The sequence below is a fragment of the Pseudodesulfovibrio sp. lm2024 genome (assembly GCF_051175575.1).
GTDB lineage: Bacteria > Desulfobacterota > Desulfovibrionia > Desulfovibrionales > Desulfovibrionaceae > Pseudodesulfovibrio > Pseudodesulfovibrio caledoniensis.
The window spans coordinates 3,230,015-3,248,042 of sequence record NZ_CP195092.1 but is presented as its reverse complement, the minus strand read 5'-3'; the positions used below and the strand labels follow the sequence as shown (position 1 = coordinate 3,248,042).

23 protein-coding genes are annotated in these 18,028 nt (G+C 65.1%); 9 read left to right on the top strand and 14 right to left on the bottom strand.

What is annotated here, in order from left to right; genetic code table 11:
- Window position 1 precedes the first annotated feature (1 nt).
- Window positions 2-1,174, bottom strand: coding sequence for an MFS transporter (locus ACR42D_RS15205; RefSeq protein WP_484567642.1), 1,173 nt, complete (start codon window positions 1,172-1,174; stop codon window positions 2-4).
- Complete coding sequence (proB, locus tag ACR42D_RS15200; protein WP_484567641.1) at window positions 1,174-2,334, bottom strand: glutamate 5-kinase; 1,161 nt, start codon at window positions 2,332-2,334, stop codon at window positions 1,174-1,176. Before proB ends, ACR42D_RS15205 begins: the two co-directional genes overlap by 1 nt.
- A gap of 195 nt (window positions 2,335-2,529) precedes the next feature.
- Between proB and ACR42D_RS15195 the strand changes: the two genes are divergently transcribed.
- The gene (locus ACR42D_RS15195) at window positions 2,530-4,296 is read left to right on the top strand and encodes a hypothetical protein (protein ID WP_484567640.1); all 1,767 of its coding nucleotides are present in this window, start codon (window positions 2,530-2,532) and stop codon (window positions 4,294-4,296) included.
- 100 nt (window positions 4,297-4,396) lie between these two features.
- On the opposite strand, the gene ACR42D_RS15190 is transcribed toward ACR42D_RS15195, so the two are convergent.
- Entirely contained in the window at window positions 4,397-5,293 is an 897-nt protein-coding gene (locus ACR42D_RS15190; protein ID WP_484567639.1) for a LysR family transcriptional regulator, read from the bottom strand.
- 90 nt (window positions 5,294-5,383) lie between these two features.
- Here ACR42D_RS15190 and ACR42D_RS15185 point away from each other — a divergent pair, with 90 nt between their 5' ends.
- Window positions 5,384-5,758 (top strand): carboxymuconolactone decarboxylase family protein, encoded by a 375-nt coding sequence (locus ACR42D_RS15185; RefSeq protein WP_484567638.1) that lies wholly within the window; start codon window positions 5,384-5,386, stop codon window positions 5,756-5,758.
- A gap of 4 nt (window positions 5,759-5,762) precedes the next feature.
- On the opposite strand, the gene obgE is transcribed toward ACR42D_RS15185, so the two are convergent.
- From obgE to rplU, 3 genes are all read right to left on the bottom strand, one after another.
- Entirely contained in the window at window positions 5,763-6,791 is a 1,029-nt protein-coding gene (gene obgE, locus ACR42D_RS15180) for a GTPase ObgE (protein WP_484567637.1), read from the bottom strand.
- A gap of 108 nt (window positions 6,792-6,899) precedes the next feature.
- Entirely contained in the window at window positions 6,900-7,169 is a 270-nt protein-coding gene (gene rpmA, locus ACR42D_RS15175; protein WP_428590575.1) for a 50S ribosomal protein L27, read from the bottom strand.
- A gap of 20 nt (window positions 7,170-7,189) precedes the next feature.
- On the bottom strand, window positions 7,190-7,501 hold the full coding sequence (rplU, locus tag ACR42D_RS15170; RefSeq protein WP_484567636.1) for a 50S ribosomal protein L21: 312 nt from the start codon (window positions 7,499-7,501) through the stop codon (window positions 7,190-7,192).
- A gap of 432 nt (window positions 7,502-7,933) precedes the next feature.
- Between rplU and ACR42D_RS15165 the strand changes: the two genes are divergently transcribed.
- Complete coding sequence (locus ACR42D_RS15165) at window positions 7,934-8,194, top strand: hypothetical protein (protein ID WP_484567635.1); 261 nt, start codon at window positions 7,934-7,936, stop codon at window positions 8,192-8,194.
- Window positions 8,195-8,215: 21 nt separating this feature from the next.
- On the opposite strand, the gene ACR42D_RS15160 is transcribed toward ACR42D_RS15165, so the two are convergent.
- Genes ACR42D_RS15160 through ACR42D_RS15140 form a run of 5 tightly spaced genes read right to left on the bottom strand, consistent with a single transcriptional unit; the run spans window position 8,216 to window position 10,944 of the window.
- Window positions 8,216-8,938 (bottom strand): phosphoribosyltransferase family protein, encoded by a 723-nt coding sequence (locus tag ACR42D_RS15160; RefSeq protein ID WP_484567634.1) that lies wholly within the window; start codon window positions 8,936-8,938, stop codon window positions 8,216-8,218.
- A 4-nt stretch (window positions 8,939-8,942) separates the two neighbouring features.
- Window positions 8,943-9,557 carry a flavodoxin family protein gene (locus tag ACR42D_RS15155; RefSeq protein ID WP_484567633.1) on the bottom strand — a complete coding sequence of 205 codons (615 nt, stop codon included), beginning with the start codon at window positions 9,555-9,557 and terminating at the stop codon, window positions 8,943-8,945.
- On the bottom strand, window positions 9,558-9,755 hold the full coding sequence (locus ACR42D_RS15150; RefSeq protein ID WP_484567632.1) for a hypothetical protein: 198 nt from the start codon (window positions 9,753-9,755) through the stop codon (window positions 9,558-9,560).
- A gap of 47 nt (window positions 9,756-9,802) precedes the next feature.
- Window positions 9,803-10,423, bottom strand: a complete 621-nt coding sequence (locus tag ACR42D_RS15145) for an MBL fold metallo-hydrolase (RefSeq protein ID WP_484567631.1) — start codon at window positions 10,421-10,423, stop codon at window positions 9,803-9,805.
- The gene (locus ACR42D_RS15140; RefSeq protein ID WP_484567630.1) at window positions 10,423-10,944 is read right to left on the bottom strand and encodes a nitroreductase family protein; all 522 of its coding nucleotides are present in this window, start codon (window positions 10,942-10,944) and stop codon (window positions 10,423-10,425) included. Before ACR42D_RS15140 ends, ACR42D_RS15145 begins: the two co-directional genes overlap by 1 nt.
- 142 nt (window positions 10,945-11,086) lie before the next feature.
- On the opposite strand from ACR42D_RS15140, the gene ACR42D_RS15135 reads away from it, so the two are divergent.
- The 6 genes from ACR42D_RS15135 to ACR42D_RS15110 all read left to right on the top strand — a co-directional run bounded on the left by ACR42D_RS15135 (window position 11,087) and on the right by ACR42D_RS15110 (window position 16,063).
- Window positions 11,087-11,659 (top strand): RNA polymerase sigma factor, encoded by a 573-nt coding sequence (locus tag ACR42D_RS15135; RefSeq protein ID WP_484567629.1) that lies wholly within the window; start codon window positions 11,087-11,089, stop codon window positions 11,657-11,659.
- Between the two features lie 7 nt (window positions 11,660-11,666).
- Complete coding sequence (locus tag ACR42D_RS15130; protein ID WP_484567628.1) at window positions 11,667-12,212, top strand: glycogen-binding domain-containing protein; 546 nt, start codon at window positions 11,667-11,669, stop codon at window positions 12,210-12,212.
- Window positions 12,196-12,966, top strand: a complete 771-nt coding sequence (locus tag ACR42D_RS15125) for a hypothetical protein (protein ID WP_484567627.1) — start codon at window positions 12,196-12,198, stop codon at window positions 12,964-12,966. The genes ACR42D_RS15130 and ACR42D_RS15125 overlap by 17 nt, the downstream gene beginning before the upstream one ends.
- Window positions 12,967-13,057: 91 nt before the next feature.
- Window positions 13,058-14,014: a tetratricopeptide repeat protein gene (locus ACR42D_RS15120; protein WP_484567626.1), complete on the top strand. Its 957-nt coding sequence runs from the start codon at window positions 13,058-13,060 to the stop codon at window positions 14,012-14,014.
- Between the two features lie 19 nt (window positions 14,015-14,033).
- On the top strand, window positions 14,034-14,918 hold the full coding sequence (locus tag ACR42D_RS15115; RefSeq protein ID WP_484567625.1) for a hypothetical protein: 885 nt from the start codon (window positions 14,034-14,036) through the stop codon (window positions 14,916-14,918).
- Window positions 14,919-15,067: 149 nt separating this feature from the next.
- Window positions 15,068-16,063, top strand: coding sequence for an HD-GYP domain-containing protein (locus ACR42D_RS15110; RefSeq protein ID WP_484567624.1), 996 nt, complete (start codon window positions 15,068-15,070; stop codon window positions 16,061-16,063).
- Here ACR42D_RS15110 and ACR42D_RS15105 read toward each other — a convergent pair.
- From ACR42D_RS15105 to ACR42D_RS15095, 3 genes are read right to left on the bottom strand one after another with little or no spacing between them, the layout of a single operon-like run.
- Window positions 16,053-16,484 carry a GNAT family N-acetyltransferase gene (locus ACR42D_RS15105; protein ID WP_484567623.1) on the bottom strand — a complete coding sequence of 144 codons (432 nt, stop codon included), beginning with the start codon at window positions 16,482-16,484 and terminating at the stop codon, window positions 16,053-16,055. The two genes, ACR42D_RS15110 and ACR42D_RS15105, sit on opposite strands and share 11 nt — an antisense overlap.
- Window positions 16,481-17,242 carry an acyl-[acyl-carrier-protein] thioesterase gene (locus ACR42D_RS15100; protein WP_484567622.1) on the bottom strand — a complete coding sequence of 254 codons (762 nt, stop codon included), beginning with the start codon at window positions 17,240-17,242 and terminating at the stop codon, window positions 16,481-16,483. Before ACR42D_RS15100 ends, ACR42D_RS15105 begins: the two co-directional genes overlap by 4 nt.
- Window positions 17,243-17,288: 46 nt before the next feature.
- Window positions 17,289-17,981 carry a substrate-binding periplasmic protein gene (locus tag ACR42D_RS15095; RefSeq protein WP_484567621.1) on the bottom strand — a complete coding sequence of 231 codons (693 nt, stop codon included), beginning with the start codon at window positions 17,979-17,981 and terminating at the stop codon, window positions 17,289-17,291.
- Between the last annotated feature and the right edge of the window lie 47 nt (window positions 17,982-18,028).

Below are 18,028 nucleotides of genomic sequence, written 5' to 3'. Positions count from 1 at the left end.
ATTAGGGCGCGGGGCTAATGTTGACGATGAAAAAGCGCGCCAGGATCAGGATGGCTCCGGCGCAGACGAAACCTCCCCAGAACACGGCGTCCATGCCGCCCAGGGCGTAGAGCCCGCCCATGATCATCGGGGCCACGGTCTGGGCCAGGCGCAGGAGCAGTCCGTTGGCGGCCATGAACGCGCCGCGCTGCTCCATGGGGGCGATGGTCGTCAGCATGGTCATGACCGTGGGGATGTTCAGCCCCTGGGCCAGGCCGAAGCAGATGACCGGCGGGATGGTCATCAGCAGGGTCGGGGCTTGCGGGGTGAAGATCATGCACAGCCCGTAGAACACGGCCGCCGCCGTGAGCAGGGTGCGCTGCCCGAAGCGTTGGGTCAGCCTGCCGAGTTGGAACGAGACCAGCCCGGTAAAGCCCGAGGCGGCCAGGAAGACCAGCCCGATGGTCGCGGGCGAGGCCGAGAACCGGTGGCTGAGCAGCAGCGGCAGATAGGTGATCAGCGGGCCGTATAGAATAATGAAGGTGAGCAGGGTGGTGGCGAACAGGGCCATGGCCTCGCGTGTTTTCATTCGTCGGAGAGCTTCCGCGAAATACTCCTTGAGGCTGCCGGATTTCTTGGGCTCCGGGGTGTCCATGAAAAGGAGGATGGCCAGTCCCAGGGGGACGGCCAGCAGGGGGAGCAGAAAGGGATAGTTCCAGCCCAGCAGGGCCAGGACGCCGCCCACGGCCGGGTAGCCCGCCGTGCCCATGGCCAGGACCGAGGCGTTGTAGCCCATGGCCTGGCCGCGTTCCGCACCGTGGTACAGGTCGCCGATCATGGTCGAGTAGAGCACGCCCAGCGGGGCCGCGCCCACGCCCTGGAAAAAACGCAGGATCAGAAGCTGGTCCATGGTCCGGGCGAAGAAGCAGGCGAAGCCGAAACCGCTGAACACGAACAGCGACGGCACCAGGACCACCTTGCGGCCCATGCGGTCGGCCATGATCCCGACCAGGGGCGAGAAGAGCACGCCCGGCAGGGTGAAGGCCGAGATGACCAGCCCGATCTGCACCGGGCCCAGGTGCAGCCCCTTCATGATGTCCGGCAGGGCCGGGATGATGGACGACACGCCGAGCACGGCCATGAGCGTCACGCCGAAAACGTACTGGAGATTGCGATCCTGGTAGAGCCTGCGCATCAGATGGCCGCGTCCAGGAGCATGTTGTCGCGGTGGACGGCCTCATCCGAGACCGTGGGGCCGACGATGGCCGCCAGCTCGTCCGTGCGCTTGCCCTTGATGCGGGTCAACTCGTCGGCGGAGTAATTGGTCTGCCCCACGCCGAGCTCGTCCCCGTCCGCGGTCTTGATGAAGATGAGCGCCCCGCGCTCGAAACACCCCTCCACCCCGGTGATGCCGATGGGTAAAAGCGACGTCCCTTTGGTGAGCAGGGCGTTGGCCGCGCCGCCGTCCACCAGAATGGTCCCGGACGGGTCGTCGTGGTAGGCCAGCCAGAATTTTTTGCTCGAGACCACGCGGTCGTCGGGCAGGATGAGCGTGCCCGTATCGCCGCCCTGCAGTGCCGAGGGGATGTCGAACGCGCCCTTGCCCGAGGCGATCAGGGTGGGCACGCCCAGCTGGGCCGCCCGCCGGGCCGCGCGCAGCTTGGAGTACATGCCGCCGGTGCCCACGTTGGTCTTGCCGTCGCACATGCCCTCCAGGTCCAGGGCGGCGATGTCCTCGATGAGCGGGATGGGCCGGGCATCCGGGTTGCCGTCCGGGTTCTTGTCGAACACTCCGTCGGCCGAGGTCAGATTGACGAACAGGTCCGCGCCGATCAGCCCCAGGCACATGGCCGCCAGGGTGTCGTTGTCCCCGAATTCCAGCTCCCGTGTGGACACGGTGTCGTTCTCGTTGATGATCGGGATGACGCCCCATTCCAGCAGCCGTTCCAGGGTGTTGCGGGCGTTCAGGAAGCGGTCGCGGAGTTTGAGCCCGCTGCGGGTCAGCAGGACCTGGGCCGTGACCTTGCCGTGCCGGGCGAAGGCCTCGTCGTAGTCGTGCATGAGCCGTCCCTGGCCCACGGCCGACGCCGCCTGCCTGGAGACCATGTCCTTGCCGTTGCGGTGCTTTTTGCGGGTCCGCTCAAAGATGCGCTGCCTGCCCGCGGCCACGGCGCCCGAGGAGACCAGGACCACGTCCAGTCCCCGGTCCGACAGCTCGGCCAACTGGTCGGCCAGCCGGTTGATGGCCTCGCCGTTCAGGCCGTCGCGGGTGGCCAGCACGGCCGAGCCGACCTTGACCACCACCCGCCGGACATTGTCGAGCAGGGTGTCTCTGGTGATGCGCGATTTCGTCATGGGGCGCACGGTACTCCAACTGGTTCCGGCCTGCAACCAGGGACTTGCCCGGAGGGAGCCGCCACCCGAGCGCTGGTATTATTCAAAATAAAAATATAATGAAAATATAAAGTTGATATAAAGATGTGTGAAGACATGTCGATATGTGCTGGTGAGCCGGGCCGATTCCCGCCCGGCACGGAACAAGGAGCCAACATGGTCGATCCCATCAGCAGCGCCTCCACTTCATTGGCTTATTCCGTCAACCGGTCACGCGACGATTCCACCGGGCAGGCGGGTCCGTCCGTGCGAGGAGACAGGGTCTCCATCAGCGAGGAGGCCGTGTCGAAGTTCACCGCCGAGCAGATTGAAAAAGAGGTGAACAAGGACGGGCAGGATCCCGCCCAGGCGGCGGACTCTGCCTGGCGGCCCCTCTTCGGCCAGAAGCATCTCGAGCGCACCCTCAAGAACGGCCACGTCGAGGTCGTCGACGTCGACGGCGAGACGCTGACCGTGCGCGAGTACAACGGAGACAAGCTGGTCAAGTCCGTGGACGGGACCATGGTCAACGGCCGGGCCGTGCTCGACACCACCTACTTCGATGAGCAGGGCAAGGTCTCGCAGACCATCCATGCCGAGATGTACCGGCTGGAGGACAAGAACGGCTGGTCCGGCGCGGTCATGAACCGCTCGGTCACCTGGTACAAGGACGGGCAGATCGAGCGCACCTTGGGCGACGAGATGTTCCTGCGCACCCGCAATCTCGGCAAGGACGCCGCCGCCATGTCCGGCAAGGATTTTTCGCGTATGACCGATGCGATGGACGGCGATTCGGACTCCTTGCTTCTCAAGCTGACCCATGAGAACCACAGTCTGAGCTACCACGCGGACATCCAGGAGTTTTACGACAACAAGCAGCTTGCCAAGAATCTCATTATAGATCAGTCGGGCGAATACGCCCAGGAAACCAATCGCAGCGACGAGGAAGTGAATGGCATGGGCGCCCAGTCCACGCGCGAGCTTTTCCACGATACCCGGCTGTCCGTGGTCAGCGAGGAGTTCGACCGGGATGGCAACCTCCTGCGCGAGGCCACGGTTACCGACTCCCAGGAGGACGGGACCGGCTCAGAGGACGGCAAGCAGTACCAGACCGTGGACGTCAGCTGGTACAAGGACGGCGAACTGGTCAAGCACGGCAACGGCTCCTTCAACCTGGAGGAGTTTGACGGGTATGGCCTCATGGATCGGCCCGGCATTCTCGATCTCCTGGGACTCGCCGCCGAGGAGTATAGCTCCCCCGAGGCCAAGGAGTCGGACGAACTGCTGGGCTCCAAGTTGCAGGAAAGCTCGTCCTCGCCCGAATTTTTCATGGAAGGATTGGGCCGGGCCGCGGCCAAGGGCCAATACGGCGCGGCCGGGGCCATGGCCGAATACGGCCGCCTCGGACAACCCTTTGACGTGGACTGGACCACCGAACTCTACGAGGACGGCGATATGGTCATGCGCAAGCAGGACAGTCATCATGCCCGGAACGCGCCGCACCGCAAGGTTGACGACGGGCTGAACTTCCGCACTGTTGCCGGGCTGACAGACGGCGACCATCCGGCAATTCTGCAACGCTCCTCGCACACCACCGAGATTTTTGAAGACGGCGAGGTCGTGTCCCGGGAATCCCAGGAAACCCGCGAGTTCCTCCAGCCCGACGAGGACGGCCCGGACACGCTCATGACCCTGGCCGGTTACGACCGCCAGAAGCAGAACGACGACAACGGCGTCAACAGCGACGATGTCGAAGAGGGCGTCAATGTGGTCTACGAGGGCGGCATCAATGTGGCGGACCCGGACCCGAACGCCGCCTTGCGCGGCTTTGGCGCGGAACTCGACCTGGTCATGGAGGGCGTCTACGAGATGTACCGCGATGTGCGTGGGCAGGGGAATCTGGGCGCCAAGGAAAGCCCGTTCCGGTTCAAGGGGTTTGATTAGGCCGGAGTGTATTCCAGAATATAGATGAGGATGCCGCTTCGCGGCGTTTATCAGGTGATTTCGCCTTCGGCGGGCAGGGATTCGCACCCCTGCGCCCCGGTTAGGCGTCTTCGGCGCTGGATAATCCCAAAAGGTGCTTGAGGAAGATCGTCAGGGCCGGGCCGTGGGGGGCGGGCCGGGTGACGAGGTGGAAAGTCAGCTCGGGCGTCGCTGCGGCGAAGGGCACGAAGGCCACGTCCCTGCGTCCGGTGTCCGCCGTGGAGCGGGGCACGGGCGAAACGCCCAGGCCAGCCGCCACCAGGGCCACGGTGGCGTGTTTGGTCAGGACCTCCTGGGCCACGCGCAGCCGCGCCCCGGGCCCGGAGAGCAGGGCGGTCCACTGGTCGTGGAGCACCGGGTTCAGGGAGCGCGGGAACATGATCAGGGGCTCGTCGTCGAGCATCTCCGGCTCAACGGCCGTCCTCTCTGCCAGTCGGTGCCCGGCGGGCACGGCCAGGACATAGGTCTCGCGGTGGTAGACGTGGTGCTCCAACCCGTCCGGTCCCGGCCCGGACAGCCGGACCACGGCCGCGTCCAGCCTCTTGTCCCGGACCAGCTCCACCAGTTCGGGCGTGGATTTCTCCGACAATTCCAGGGTGATGCCCGGATGTCCCTCGCTAAACGCCTTCAGGTCCGGCCCCAGCGGGCCGTCGATGGCCGGGCCGATGAACCCCACCCGCAACCGGCCCACGCGCCCCAGCCCGGTATCGACCGCGCGCCGTTGCGCTGCGTCCATGTCCGTCAGGATGCGGCGCACGTCCGCAAGCAGACTCTCGCCCGCCTCGGTCAGGGCCACGGACCGCCGGTCGCGGGCGAACAGGGCCACGCCCAGTTCCTCCTCGAAGGCCGCGATCTGCATTGATAGCGGCGGCTGGGTCATGTGCAGCCGCTCCGCCGCCCGGCGGAAGTGCAGGGTCTCGGCCACAGCCAGGAAATAGCGCATCTGTCGGTCGGTCATGAGTGATATTTACAGCATATCACAGCGCGTGAAAAGCGATATTGGACGTGTCACAGCCTCAAGGCCATGGTGGAAAAAAAGGAGGTTGTCATGGACAACGAACGATATGAACGAGGTCTGGAGATGCTCGCCCGCGTGGACGGGGAGCAGGGAGACAGGGTGGTGGAGGCGTTGGCGGACATCGCCCCGGATTTCGGGCGGCTCATGCTCGAATTCGGCTTCGGGGACATCTACTCCCGGCCGGGTCTGTCCCTCAAGGACCGGGAACTGATCACCATCTCGGCCTTGGCCGCCAAGGGGGCGTGCGAGCCGCAGCTCAAGGTGCACATCCACGGCGCATTGAACGTGGGCTGGACGCATGAGGAGATCGTCGAGACCTTCATGCAGGTGGCGGTATACGCGGGATTCCCGGCGGCCCTGAACGCGATCTTCGCGGCCAAGGCGGTCTTCGCCGAGCGTGGGTAGGGGGCTACTCCCTGTCGAGCTGGGCGAGCTGCCGCCACATGGCGTCCAGCAGCTCGTCCACGCCCTCGCCGGTCAGGGCGGAGATGAAGTAGACCGTTTCCCCGGAAGCCGCGACCTTGGCCTTCATGTCGGCCAGCTCGTCCTCGGACAGGGTGTCGATTTTGTTGATGACCTGGATCTGCGGCTTCTCGGCGATCTCGGCGTTGTATTCGCGCAGCTCCTGGTTGAGCATGGCGTAGCCGTCGGTCGGGTCGTCGCGGTTGACGTCCTCGGCGGCCAGGATGTGGACCAGGAAACGGGTCCGTTCCACGTGCTTGAGGAAGGTGATGCCCAGGCCGCGCCCTTCGCTCGCCCCTTCTATCAGGCCGGGTATGTCGGCGATGACCATACGCTTGAAGTCATCGTTCTCGATGACCCCGAGGTTGGGCACCAGCGTGGTGAACGGGTAGGCCGCGATCTTGGGCCGGGCGGCCGAGACCTTGGAGATGAAGGTGGACTTGCCCGCCGACGGCAGGCCGAGCAGCCCCACGTCTGCCAGGATCTTGAGCTCGAGGCGGAGCTGCTTCTCCTCGCCCGGAAAACCGGGTTCGGCGTAGCGCGGGGTGCGGTTGACCGAGGACTTGAAGTGCAGGTTGCCGCGTCCGCCGTCGCCGCCCTTGCAGATGACGATCTCGGTGCCGTCCTTCACCAGGTCGGCGATGAACTCCTCGCGGACGGTCCCGTCCTCTTCCTCGATGATCTCGTAGATGAGCGTGCCCACGGGCAGGTCGACAATCAGATCGTCTGCGGCCTTGCCGTAGCGGTCGCGGCCCATGCCGCCCTGGCCGTTTTTGGCCGTGTAGTGGCGCTTGAGGCGGAAGTCGTAGAGCGAAATCAACCGGCCGGAGCCGCGAAAGATCACGTCGCCGCCCTTGCCGCCGTCGCCGCCGTCCGGGCCGCCCTTGGGGACGTTGGCCTCGCGCCGCAGGCTGGCGCAGCCGTTGCCGCCCTTGCCGGACGCCACCTTGATGGTCGCTTCATCCACGAATTTCATATCGTTCCCTCAACCTTTTTCCGATTCGGCCGTCGCCTCTCCAACGCAAAAAACGGGCAGGGAGCATGAAGTCTCCCTGCCCGGCAACTATGCTTGCGTAATCGAGAACTAGGCCTCGGCGGGCGTCACACTCACACGGGTCTTGACGACCTTCTTGCGGGTGAACTTCTCGAATTTGACCACGCCGTCGACCAGGGCGAACAGGGTGTAGTCCTTGCCCATGCCGACGCCGTCGCCGGGGTGAAATTTGGTACCGAGCTGCCGAACAAGGATATTGCCGGCAAGAACTTCCTGACCACCGAAGCGCTTCACGCCACGCCGCTGACCGGCGCTGTCGCGACCGTTTCTGGAGCTACCACCAGCTTTCTTATGAGCCATGTTATCCTCCCTTCCAGGCGCTAGGCCGTGATGGAATTGACTTTAAGTTTGGTGTAATCCTGACGGTGACCCTGGGTCTTGCGAGCGTCCTTCTTGGACAGCTTGTGGAAGACCACGATCTTGTCGCCGCGGAGATGGCCCATGACTTCGCACTCGACCTTGGCGCCGACAACGTAGGGAGCACCGATTTTGGTGTCGCCGTCGTTGTCGACCAGGAGAACGGAATCGATGCTCAGCGAATCGCCGGCATCAGCCTTCAGCAAATCTACATTGAGTTCAAGACCTTCTTCAACGCGGTACTGTTTCCCGCCGGTCTCGATGATAGCGAACATAGTTAGAACCTCCAATTCGTAAGAGGAGGCAACCTAGCCGCAACCCCCTGTGGAAGTCAAGCCCCGATCCCGGTTTTTTCGCTTTTTTTTGCCGTTTTCTTTCGAAGCCGGACAACACATTCTTTATAAGAGGGACCGCAAGCCTGTCCCGGGGCGAGGCGGGTTCCGTAGTTCTCATCATTCATAACGTCATAATCATTTAAAATCAAATGGTTGGCTTTTTGACTTGTCTCGCTGAGCCGACGCGTATAGACTGCCGCCGGTTTGGTATAAGAAAAGCATAGGGTTGTATATATGGGTAAATTGCGAAGCGCCTTGCTCCTGGCAGGGCGTTCTTTGTTGGCCGGGTGCAGGGCAAGGAGAGTGCCGATCCGCGAGTTGACCGGGCCGGACATTCGCACCCGGGATGAGCGATCCAGAGACGGCACGTCGGTGCGGTTCAGGTATCGCCTGGAGCACAAGACCGCCGACGCCTACGTCATCCAGGGAAACGCGCTCTTCCAGGGAGTGGGCCGGATCAGGGATGCCCGGATGAAGCTCTGCCTGGTCAGCGACAATGAGGTGGTCGCCACCGTTCCTCTTCAGGTCAGGACCACCAAGGTCACTAAAAAGGTTTACTACTACAACAAGTTCAAGGCGGGAAAGCCGTTTGATTCCGTGGAATTCGTATGGCGCCTGAAGTATAAGTTCTAGCCCAGGTGTCTGCCGGTCCGGCTACCCCAGCACGGTCCGGGCCAGGACCAGGACGTCCACCCCGGCGCAGCCGGCCCGCTCCAGGGTCAGGGCGCATTCGCGCAGGGTCGAGCCCGTGGTGTACACGTCGTCCACCAACAGCAGCCGCCTGCCCCTGACCAGGGCCGGGTCCGCCGCAAAGGCCCCCTTGATGTTGGCCCGCCGTTCCTTGAGCCCGAACCGGCTCTGGGGCGGGGTGTTGCGCGTGCGCCGCAGCCCGTGGACCAGCAGGGGGCGGTCCGTCCGCCGGGCTAGGCCCCGGGCCATTTCCAGGCTCTGGTTGAAGCCTCGCCAGACCAGCCGACGCTCGTGCAGGGGCACCGGGACCACCGCGTCCGGCACGCGCCCGCGCCGGGCGGTGAAGGCGGTCACGGCCAGCTCGGCCAGCAGCCGGTTGCGCTCGAATCGGTTGTGGAACTTGTAGCCGAGGATCAGTCTGCGCAGAATCCCGGCGTACGGCCCGTAAAAGAAGAGCTCGTCCCATGGCGGCGGATCGGCCCGGCACTCGGGGCACAGGGTGGGCGGGTCCTCCTTGCGGCCGGACATCTCCCCGCAGGCCGGGCACAGGCCGCCGGTGCGCAGGGGTAGGTCCAGGGCGCAGGCCGGGCACAGGGAGCCGCCGTCCGGCAGGATCGCGGAGCAGACGGCGCACCGTCCGGCGCGCAACCCCAGCCGTCGGGCAAGGTTCAGGACCGGCCGGTACACGTGCTCAGCCCGCCCGTTCCGGCCCGGTCTTCCAGGCCGTGGCCCCCAGCGCCATGATGCGCGCCTCGAACTCGGCCTTGGACCGCAGGTCGTTGCGCGTGTCCACCCCCCGGAAGACCAGGGGATCGGACATATCCATCTTGAAATTCTGCGTAAAGTATTTGAGCGTCAGCCGCGACCCGTCAAAGAGCTTCTCGCCCGAGGGCTGGCCCGCCAGCAGCACCGCGTGGGCCGTGCGCTCCGGCAGGGCCGCGATCCACGGCTCGTTGTCGAGTCGCGCCCGCCAGAACTGCTGGCCCCGGTCGATCCAGGTCTTCAGCCGCGAGGGCAGGTGGTAGAAGTAGATGGGCGAGGCGAACAGGATGGTCCGGGCGGACAGACAGTGGGCGAACAGGTCCCAGGCCTGGTCCGTGGTCCCGAGCACGCAGCGCTCCCGCCCGGTCCGCTCCGGGGAATCGCAGTAGCCGCAGGCCAGGCAGGGCATGATCTTGAAGTCGCGGACATGGAGCACCTCGGCCCGGCCGCCCGCCTCGCGCACCCCCCTGGCCAGCAGCTCGGCGGCGTGGTCGGAATTGCCGCCACGGCGGTGGGAACAGGCGAAGACGGCGGCGTGGTCCATTCAGGGCTCCTTGTCGTACACGGGTTGCTTGCGTTTCATGACCGCCCGGGCGTGGTCCTCAAACTCCTCGATCGCAAAGGCCCAGTCCGGGAAGATGTGCTCCTGGTGGCGCACCTGGGCCGCTCCCTTCAGGGAGACCAGGGCCTCGACGCGGTCCGTCCGGGCGAAACGGAGGTACCAACCTACCTCCAGTCCCACCCCTCAACACTTGTCGCGGATGTCGATGCGAACGGGCTCGCTCATGGTCAGAATCCTCCGACGAACGGGTTGTGGTTCCGCTCGTCCGCGACCGAGGTCTCCGGGCCGTGGCCGGACAGCAGCCGGGTCTCGGGCGGCAGGGTGAAGATGTGCTCCCGGACCGAGCGCTTGAGCACGTCGAGGTCGCCGCCGGGAAAGTCCGTACGCCCGATGGAGCGGTAGAAGATCAGGTCGCCCACGAAGGCGGCCCCGGCGTCCGGGAAATAGAAGGTCAGGCTGCCCGGCGAATGGCCCGGGGTGTGGAACACCGAACACGGCGCACCGGCAAAGACGGTCTCGCCCGGCCCGATGTTCTTCCATTCATATATGTCGATGGGCGGCAGCCCCATGTCGCCGCCCTTGCCCAGCCAGGTGTCCAGGAGGTAGCCGTCCGCGTCGTTGGCCAGAATCGGCGCGCCCGTGGCCCTGGAAAGAGCCTGGTTGCCTCCGGTGTGGTCGAAGTGCAGGTGCGTGTTCAGGATGGCGGTCAGGGTCAGCCCCCCGGCCTTGAGGTGTTCGAGCACGGGCGCCGGGTCGCCGCCCGGGTCCACGGCCACGGCCTCCGCGCCGTTGCTCAGGACGAAGCAGTTGGTCTGCAGCGCGCCCAGCGGAAAGGTCGCTATATCCATCAAAAGTCCTCCAGCATGAGTTCGGACAGGGGTTTTCGTTGGGAGCCGCCTTTCTGGTCCGGGTGGCCCAGGGCCAGGACGGCCTGGAGCTCCAGCTCGGCCTCGGACAGCCCCAGGGCGGACAGGGCGGCCGTCTGGTCGTTGACGATCTGGCCCAGCCAGACCGCGCCCAGGCCCCGCGTGTGGATGGCCAGGAGCATGTTCTGGATGCACGCCCCGGCCCCTTGGTGGTCCTTCATCTCGCTGTACATGGTCCGCTTGTCCAGGAACACGCAGATGCAGGCCGCAGAGGAGCGGACGATGGTCGCATATTTGGTGCAGGCGGCCAGTTTCTCCATGCGCGGGTCGTCGCGGGTCACGACCAGGAACCGCCAGGGCTGGTTGTTCATGCCGCTGGGGGCCCATTGCCCGGCTTCGAGAATGGCGGTCAGGCTCTGCCTGTCGACGGGGTCGGCGGTGAACTTGCGGATGGAGCGGCGGTCGCGGATGGCCTGGAGCACAGGATTGTCGCGGGGATCCATGGTTGTTTTCTCCTTGTTTATGCGTGTATGTTGATAGCCTAGTAAGAAACTCCGGGCAAGAGCCTGTGACCCGGATCGGCCTGGGCGCGTATAGTAGGGTGCAGATGAGTTGCGGTCCCATTCCGGGCCCGCCGGAAGGGTAATGAAAGATAAACGCGAAGCGGAAATTGTACGGAATATACTGCTGGGCGACGTCCAGCTGTACGGCACCCTGGTACGCGAGTACCAGCGGCCCGTGTACAATCTCATGCTGCGCATGACCGGCGACGAGGACATCTCGGCCGACCTCGCCCAGGACGCCTTTGTCCGCGCCTACGAGAAACTCGAGACCTTCAACCAGCGCAGGCGGTTTTTCCCATGGCTGTATACGCTGGCCCTGAACGTGGCTCGGGATTGGCTCCGCAAGGAGGGCCGGGACCGGCACGTGTTCGTCGAGGACGCAGCGGTCATGGTCCGCGAACAGGACAGGCGGGACGAGCCCAGGGTCATGAATGACCGGCTCGACGGGGCCAAGGCCTTCGAGGCCGTCATGGCCCTGGATGCAAAATACCGCGAGGCGCTCATTCTTCGCTACCGCCACGACTTCACCATACAGGAAGTCGCGCAGACCCTGGGGATCAGCGTGAGCGCCGCCAAGATGCGCCTGAGCAGAGGGCTGGACATGGTCCGGCAGCAATTCGACGGGGGGACAACCCATGACGGAAGATCAAAATAAAACGCGAATGGAAGATATCATCATCCACGCCGTGCAGACCGGCCCCGAGGCCGAGCCGCCCGCGGACCTGACCAACAGGATCATGTCCCGGCTCACGCCCAAGCGCCCGCCTCTGTTGACCCGGCTGTACCTCTGGCTGGTGCGCCCCAGGGTCCTGACCGTCCGGCCCCTGACCGCCATCCCGGCCATGGCCGTGGCCGTGGCCCTGCTGGCCCTGGTCGTGGTGACCAACAACCGGCCCCTGGATGACGGCGCTCCAAGGCTTGCCACCGTGCGCTTCATCCTGCACGATACCAACATGAACGCCCGCAAGGTCTCGGTCATCGGGTCCTTCAACAATTGGCGGGCGGACCGCTCGGTCATGTGGTACAGTCCGGACGCGCAGGCCTGGGTACTCGAGGCCCAGCTCCCCCCGGGCGACCACGAGTATCTGTTCCTGGTGAACGGAAAGCAGCTCGTGCCCGATCCCAACGCGCCTATGACCAGCGACGACGGGTTCGGCAACCGGAATTCGATAGTTTTTGTGAATGGGGAACATGAACAGACGCTATAGCCTCCATGCCCTGACGCTCCTGCTGGCGCTGTGCCTGTCCCTCCTGGCGCACCCGGCAGGGGCCGGGGATGCCGGACTCTCCTCACAGGTTGACCGCGCGATCGAGTGCGGCGTCTTTCCCGAAACCGTTGACCGCGTCCGCTCCGCCGTGGCTTCGGGCGATCTGTCCGAGGCGGACGGGGCGTCCCTGCTCACCCCCCTCATCGAGGCCTGCGACCTCAAACTCCCCCTGGCCCCGCTGGAGGACAAGCTCGAGGAAGGGCTGTCCAAGCGCGTCCGGCCGCCGCTCATCGTCCGCGCCCTGCAGACCCGCATCGGCGACTACCTGTTCGTGGCCGAATTGTTGCCCGGACCGCGCGATGGAGTCGACCCGAACGTGCTGGTCGCCCTGGGCGAGGGCGTGGCCAAGGGAACCCCGCGCGAGGACGTCGAGGCCTACGTCACCGAATTTTCCGGCCAGCCCGCCGAGTCCTTTCTGACCGGCGCGGAGATGGTCTCCCTGCTGGGCCAGGCCCGGTTCGATTACGCGCTGACCCGGACCGTGCTCAAGGCCGGGTTCGACGCGGGCTCCCTGACCCCGGAGTGGCGCTACTTCATCCGCCTGGCTCTCATCGCCCGGCAGCGGGGGCTCAAGGACCGCGAAATAGCCGAAGGCGCGGCCGCCGTGCTGGCCGATCACGGGTCCCTGGGCGACCTTTCCATCCGCCTCGGCTTCACCAGCCGCAGTCTCACCGGCCGGACCATCTCTAATTAACATTTCTTTTGTTTTATGTGACCCTGGGCTCGTATTCCCGGTATATTTCACTGAGGGGTCGAGAGGCCCGGAAACCCATGGGAGCCTTTGCGTGAAGAAGTTCATTGTAATGCTGTTGCTCGCGTCCGTCCTGTTCGCCGCCGGATGCGCCACGGTGATGGGACCGTACTACCTGGAGCAGGAACAGTACGAGGAAGGGATCAAGGTCATGAGCGAGCAGCTCAAGGAGAATCCCGACGACGCCTCTTCGGCGTATTATGTGGGCCGGTACTATCTGGCCCTGAACAAGCCCAAGCAGGGCCTTCCCTATCTGCAGAAGGCCGTGCGGCTGTCCCCGGAAAACGCGGACTACGTATTCTGGACCGGGGTGGCCTACTGGGCCATGATGGATTTCGACCGGGAAAAGGCGGCCTACGAGAAGGCCCTCAGCCTGGACCCGAACCATATTTCCGCCCACCTCTACCTGGGACACGGCTACACGGACCGGGGAGAGTGGGCGCTGGCTCTCAAGCAGTACGACGCGGTCCTCAAGCTGGACCCGTACAACCCGGAAGCGCTGTACAACAGGGCGCGGGCCTTGAGGGGACTTGACAGAACGAGCGATGAGATCGCGGCATGGAAGCGGTTCCTTGAGTACTATCCCGACGGGAGCATGGCCATGACGGCCACGGAGCAACTCAATCTGCATGGGGACTTCACCTACCGCAATCACATAATCGGGAAACGCAACGTCACGCTGAAGAGCCTGACGTTCAAACCCGGAACCAGCGTCCTGGATGCCGACGGCAGGGCCTCATTGGAAGTGCTTGGCGCGATGATGCAGGTCAACAAGGAGCTGGCGGTGAACATCGTCGCCTACGTCAAGGGGAGCGCTCCCCTGGCCAAGGCCCGAGCGAACGCCGTCCGCGACTACATGCTCAACAGCAACCCGGACGTGAGTCGGAGCAGGCTGCCTCTGAGCTGGTTTGGAACAGCCGAAGACGTCCAGGTGGGCGACAAGCGATTCGCCCTGGACCAGTCGGTGAGCTTCATTACCGACGTTCGGTAATCAAATGGAGAATGATGATATGTTTACCGTGCTGAATAAATTGAGTCTTTTGTTTGCCATCCTGGTCCTGGCCATGGTGGTCGCGGCTCCCCGCGTCATGGCCCAGACGGACACCCCAACCGGCGATACCGGTGAAGTGACCGGCGACACCGGTGATACCGGGGACACCGAAGCTACCGGCGAAGAGGATGCGGACGCGCCCGCCTTCTCCAACCCGGCCCAGGCCGCCAAGGCCGACGCCCTGGCCGCTGCCGCCGCTGCCGCCTCCGCCGAGGCCGTGGCCGACGCCGAGCAGGCCGTGGCCGACGCCGAACAGGCCGTAGCCGACGCGGAACAGGCCGTTGCCGACGCCCAGGCCGCTCAGGACGCGGAAGCCGAGGCCGCGGCCCAGGCCCAGCTCGACGCCGCCCAGGCCAGCCTGGAAGCGGCCCAGGCCGATGCGGAGCAGGCCGTGGCCGACGCCGCCTCCGTGTCCGTGGACACCATCGCCTCCATGCGCGCCGCGGATATGGGCTGGGGCGTCATCGCCCAGGAGCTGGGCGTGCACCCGAGCACCCTGGGCATCGGGCACAGGAACCAGCACCGGACCCGCGCCGAGACCAAGAGCCGGGGCGTGGGCAAGGCCATGGCCTCCGTATCCGCCCAGGCGGGCAAGGCCACCGGCCGCAACGTCAAGACCGGCGTGTCCAAGACGCCGGGCGTGAGCGGCGGCAAGGGCTCCAAGGCCGTGGGTTTGAGCCGTGCCTCGGACAAGGCCAAGAGCGGCGCCAAGAATTCCGACTCCTCCAAGGGCAAGGATTCGTCCGGCCGTGGCAACTCCGGCAATTCCAACGGGGGCGGCAAGGGCAACGGCAAGGGCAACTCCGGCAATTCCAACGGGGGCGGCAAGGGCAAGAGCAAGTAGCCTCCCGCAACGAGCCAAATCGAAGCATGACGGCGGGTCCCGATACCGGGGCCCGCCTTTTTTCGGCTGCGCGAACCGCCCGCGCACTTCAAAACAGGATGAATTCAGGGTATGGAACCCGTGACGACAGACCAAAACAAGGTGAACGCATGGTTCCAAACACCGATCCCGGCTCCCTCTCCGAGACCTACCTGCAGATCAGCCCCAACATCCTGGCCAGTTTTCCCAAGTTCCGGCCCCCTGTGGACCTGTACGTCTTCGACCCGGAGGTGGGCCGTACCGGCCGCTACCTGCGCGGCGGGGAACGGCTGTCGCGCGACGGCCAGGCCGAGGTGGCCCGGTTCGCCGAGGAGGGGCGGCTCTTCCTGTTGCGCGAGGACTACCGCGTCTACGCCGAGCATCTGAGCAAAAAGCTCGGTCTGCTGCTGGTGGAGGAGGGGTTTCTGCCCCAGGAAGTGGCCGAGATCTTTTTCATCGCCCTACGCAACCGCATGGAGGATTTTCTGAACCAGCCGCGCGAGGACACCTTCGAGGCGCTGCGCAAGGACGTCTCCATCCTGGCCGAGTACGTCTGGATCGACCCGAGCCGTGTGGCCTTCCTGACCCACACTCTGGAGCGGGACTACGACCTGGCCGTGCACTCGGTGAACACCATGCTCATCGGGTTGGCCCTGTACCTGCGCATGACCGGGGGCAAGATGGAGAAGACCGTGCTCATCAGCCTGATCCTCGGGCTGCTGCTCCACGATCTGGGCATGGTCATGGTTCCGAAGTTCATCCGTGACAAGGAGCAGTTCCTGGTCCGCCGCGACCGGGAGTCCATCGAGCGGCACATCGAGGCCGGGCGGAACATGGTCCGGCGGCTCAATGTGCAGGATCCGGTGATTCTGGAATGCATGGACCAGCACCACGAGCGGCTGGACGGCTCAGGCTATCCGGCGCGCCGGTTCGACAAGGATATCTCGACCATGGGCAAGCTCTGCGCCGTGGCCGATTCGTTTTCGGCCATCGTCGGCGACCGCCCCTACCACTCGGCCCGTGACACGGCGGACGCCGTGCGTCTGCTCATCGGCGACGGCAAGCGCTACGATCCGGCCCTGACCTCGCTGCTGGCCAAGGTCATGGACGAGCGCGTCACAGAATGATGTAGCCGCCCGCCGCGGCCCGCTCCGGGTCCCCGAACCGGGCCATGGCCGTGCGCATGGGCTTGAACCCGAAACGCGCGTAGAACGGCTCCTTGCCCGGCACGGACCACAGGACCACGCTGGGCGTGCCCAACCGTTCCAGCATGGCCTCCATCATCCGCGTGCCCAATCCCTTGCCCTGGCATTCGGGGAGCATGCACAGGTCGTAGATGACCGAGTGCACCGTATGGTCGCTCAGGGCGCGGGCGATGCCCACCATGGTCCGTCCTTCCCAGGCGAAGCAGGTCAGGTCGCTGTTCTCGAAGGTCCGGCGCAGAACGTCCGGCTCGCGAGTGCCCAGCGGGGCGCGCTCGAAGATGGACGCCGCCTCCGCCCAGTCGATGCCCTCGATATCAAAAGTCAGGGTGATGTCCTTGCTCACGGCCGCCTCCACCAGGAGCGCATGCGCACGATCTCCTTGTTGTCCGAGACACGGGTCAGGCCGTGCAGGAAGGTGTCCATTCCCTGGTCCGGTTCGCCCTTGGCGCACTCCGAGACCAATTTGTCGCCGGGGAAGGCCTCGCTGCGGAACTGGATGTCCACCCCGTGGCAGCGGTTGTCCGCGATCCACTCGACGGGCACGGCCTCGAAGCAGTATTCCAGGTATTTCACGTTGTTCACGTGGCCGTTGATGTCCATGTCCGAGCGCCGGGCCGTGAGCCGGGTCTGGAACTCGCCCTGTTTGAGCCGGGTCACGGCCTTGGTCGGGAAGGTCAGGGCGTGTTCGCGGTCCGGGATGAAACGCTCGTGGAGCACGGTCTGGGGCGGGTCCGGGCGGTGGGTCCTGGTGTTCATGGTCACCCAGGAGGTGGTCGCCCGGCCCATGGGGCCGTCCTGGTCCAGGACCAGGAAGTCGCGCAGGGCCACCAGCCGCTCGTTGCCCGAGGGCCAGGTCAGGATGTCGGTCCGCCCGCCGAAGCCGGGCAGCCGGTCGACCATGAGGTGCAGCCGGGCCAGGATCCAGAAGTGGCCGCTCTGCTCCAGGTCGCGGTGGCCGAAGCCGAGGGTGTCCGCGTGGCGCGAGGCGATGTCCTGCAGCTGGTTGCAGATGGCGGTCACGGACACGCGACCGTCCGGACGCGGTTCGTAGGAGCGGATGTCGTAGCCGTGTTCGAAGGTCAGGGGGGATTCGGTTGTCATAGCAACCGATTTTTAGGGCAGTTCGTCCCCGGTGTAAAGGACGGTGTCAGCGGCGTCTGGCCGTGTGCAGGATGCGGTCTATCTCGCCGGATTCGCGCATGGCCCGGAGTTCGCCGGTGATCAGGGGGGCGAGATCGGCGTGGCGGCGGTTCAGGTAGTGGTAGAGCGGCACGACAATCAGGGGCGGCTCGTTGACACGCAGGCACTCCATGCCCGGCTTGGCCTTTTCGGCCTCGGCCCAGGCGCGGTCCACCAGCAGGGCGTCCAGCCTTCCTTCCAGGAGGAGGTTCATCAGCTTTTTTTCGTGGGGCAGCCTGGTCACGTCGGCCATGCCTTCGGTGAGCATCTCGGCGTAGCGGTTGCCGATCTTGATGCCCAGGTGGAGCTTGCCGATGGCCTCCAGGGTGACGTGTTCCAGAGGAGTGTCGCAGGTCAGGACGACCCCTTCCAGCAGGTTGACCGGCACGTCGATGCGCACCAGGTGGGGGTACTGCTCGTCGATGGCCTTGATGCGGTTGACCTCACCGTCCACTTCGCCGTTCTCGGCCATCTCCAGGGAGCGGGCCGCGGGCAGCCGCCTGGCCTCGATCTTCACGCCGATGCGGCTATACGCCTCTTTGAGCACCTGGAGCGACTCCATGGACAGGGAACCGCCGCCGTAGCCCAAAACCAGAGTTTCCCCGGCCAGGGCCGGTGACCCCAGGAGCAGGGCGAGTATGAACGGCAGGAGGATACGCATGGTGGGTAAGCATACCCCGATTCCGGGCTGAGGTCCATGCGGCCGCA

Excerpts from the sequence above, each read along its gene's own strand:
- ACR42D_RS15135 (WP_484567629.1), top strand. The coding sequence starts at position 11,087 with ATGAAAGATAAACGCGAAGCGGAAATTGTACGGAATATACTGCTGGGC.
- ACR42D_RS15190 (WP_484567639.1), bottom strand. The coding sequence starts at position 5,293 with ATGACCGACCGACAGATGCGCTATTTCCTGGCTGTGGCCGAGACCCTG.
- ACR42D_RS15205 (WP_484567642.1), bottom strand. The coding sequence starts at position 1,174 with ATGCGCAGGCTCTACCAGGATCGCAATCTCCAGTACGTTTTCGGCGTG.
- ACR42D_RS15195 (WP_484567640.1), top strand. The coding sequence starts at position 2,530 with ATGGTCGATCCCATCAGCAGCGCCTCCACTTCATTGGCTTATTCCGTC.
- ACR42D_RS15125 (WP_484567627.1), top strand. The coding sequence starts at position 12,196 with ATGAACAGACGCTATAGCCTCCATGCCCTGACGCTCCTGCTGGCGCTG.
- ACR42D_RS15100 (WP_484567622.1), bottom strand. The coding sequence starts at position 17,242 with ATGACAACCGAATCCCCCCTGACCTTCGAACACGGCTACGACATCCGC.
- ACR42D_RS15130 (WP_484567628.1), top strand. The coding sequence starts at position 11,667 with ATGGAAGATATCATCATCCACGCCGTGCAGACCGGCCCCGAGGCCGAG.
- proB (WP_484567641.1), bottom strand. The coding sequence starts at position 2,334 with ATGACGAAATCGCGCATCACCAGAGACACCCTGCTCGACAATGTCCGG.
- ACR42D_RS15110 (WP_484567624.1), top strand. The coding sequence starts at position 15,068 with ATGGTTCCAAACACCGATCCCGGCTCCCTCTCCGAGACCTACCTGCAG.
- ACR42D_RS15095 (WP_484567621.1), bottom strand. The coding sequence starts at position 17,981 with ATGCGTATCCTCCTGCCGTTCATACTCGCCCTGCTCCTGGGGTCACCG.
- ACR42D_RS15155 (WP_484567633.1), bottom strand. The coding sequence starts at position 9,557 with ATGGACCACGCCGCCGTCTTCGCCTGTTCCCACCGCCGTGGCGGCAAT.
- obgE (WP_484567637.1), bottom strand. The coding sequence starts at position 6,791 with ATGAAATTCGTGGATGAAGCGACCATCAAGGTGGCGTCCGGCAAGGGC.
- rpmA (WP_428590575.1), bottom strand. The coding sequence starts at position 7,169 with ATGGCTCATAAGAAAGCTGGTGGTAGCTCCAGAAACGGTCGCGACAGC.
- ACR42D_RS15140 (WP_484567630.1), bottom strand. The coding sequence starts at position 10,944 with ATGGATCCCCGCGACAATCCTGTGCTCCAGGCCATCCGCGACCGCCGC.
- ACR42D_RS15145 (WP_484567631.1), bottom strand. The coding sequence starts at position 10,423 with ATGGATATAGCGACCTTTCCGCTGGGCGCGCTGCAGACCAACTGCTTC.
- ACR42D_RS15185 (WP_484567638.1), top strand. The coding sequence starts at position 5,384 with ATGGACAACGAACGATATGAACGAGGTCTGGAGATGCTCGCCCGCGTG.
- ACR42D_RS15115 (WP_484567625.1), top strand. The coding sequence starts at position 14,034 with ATGTTTACCGTGCTGAATAAATTGAGTCTTTTGTTTGCCATCCTGGTC.
- rplU (WP_484567636.1), bottom strand. The coding sequence starts at position 7,501 with ATGTTCGCTATCATCGAGACCGGCGGGAAACAGTACCGCGTTGAAGAA.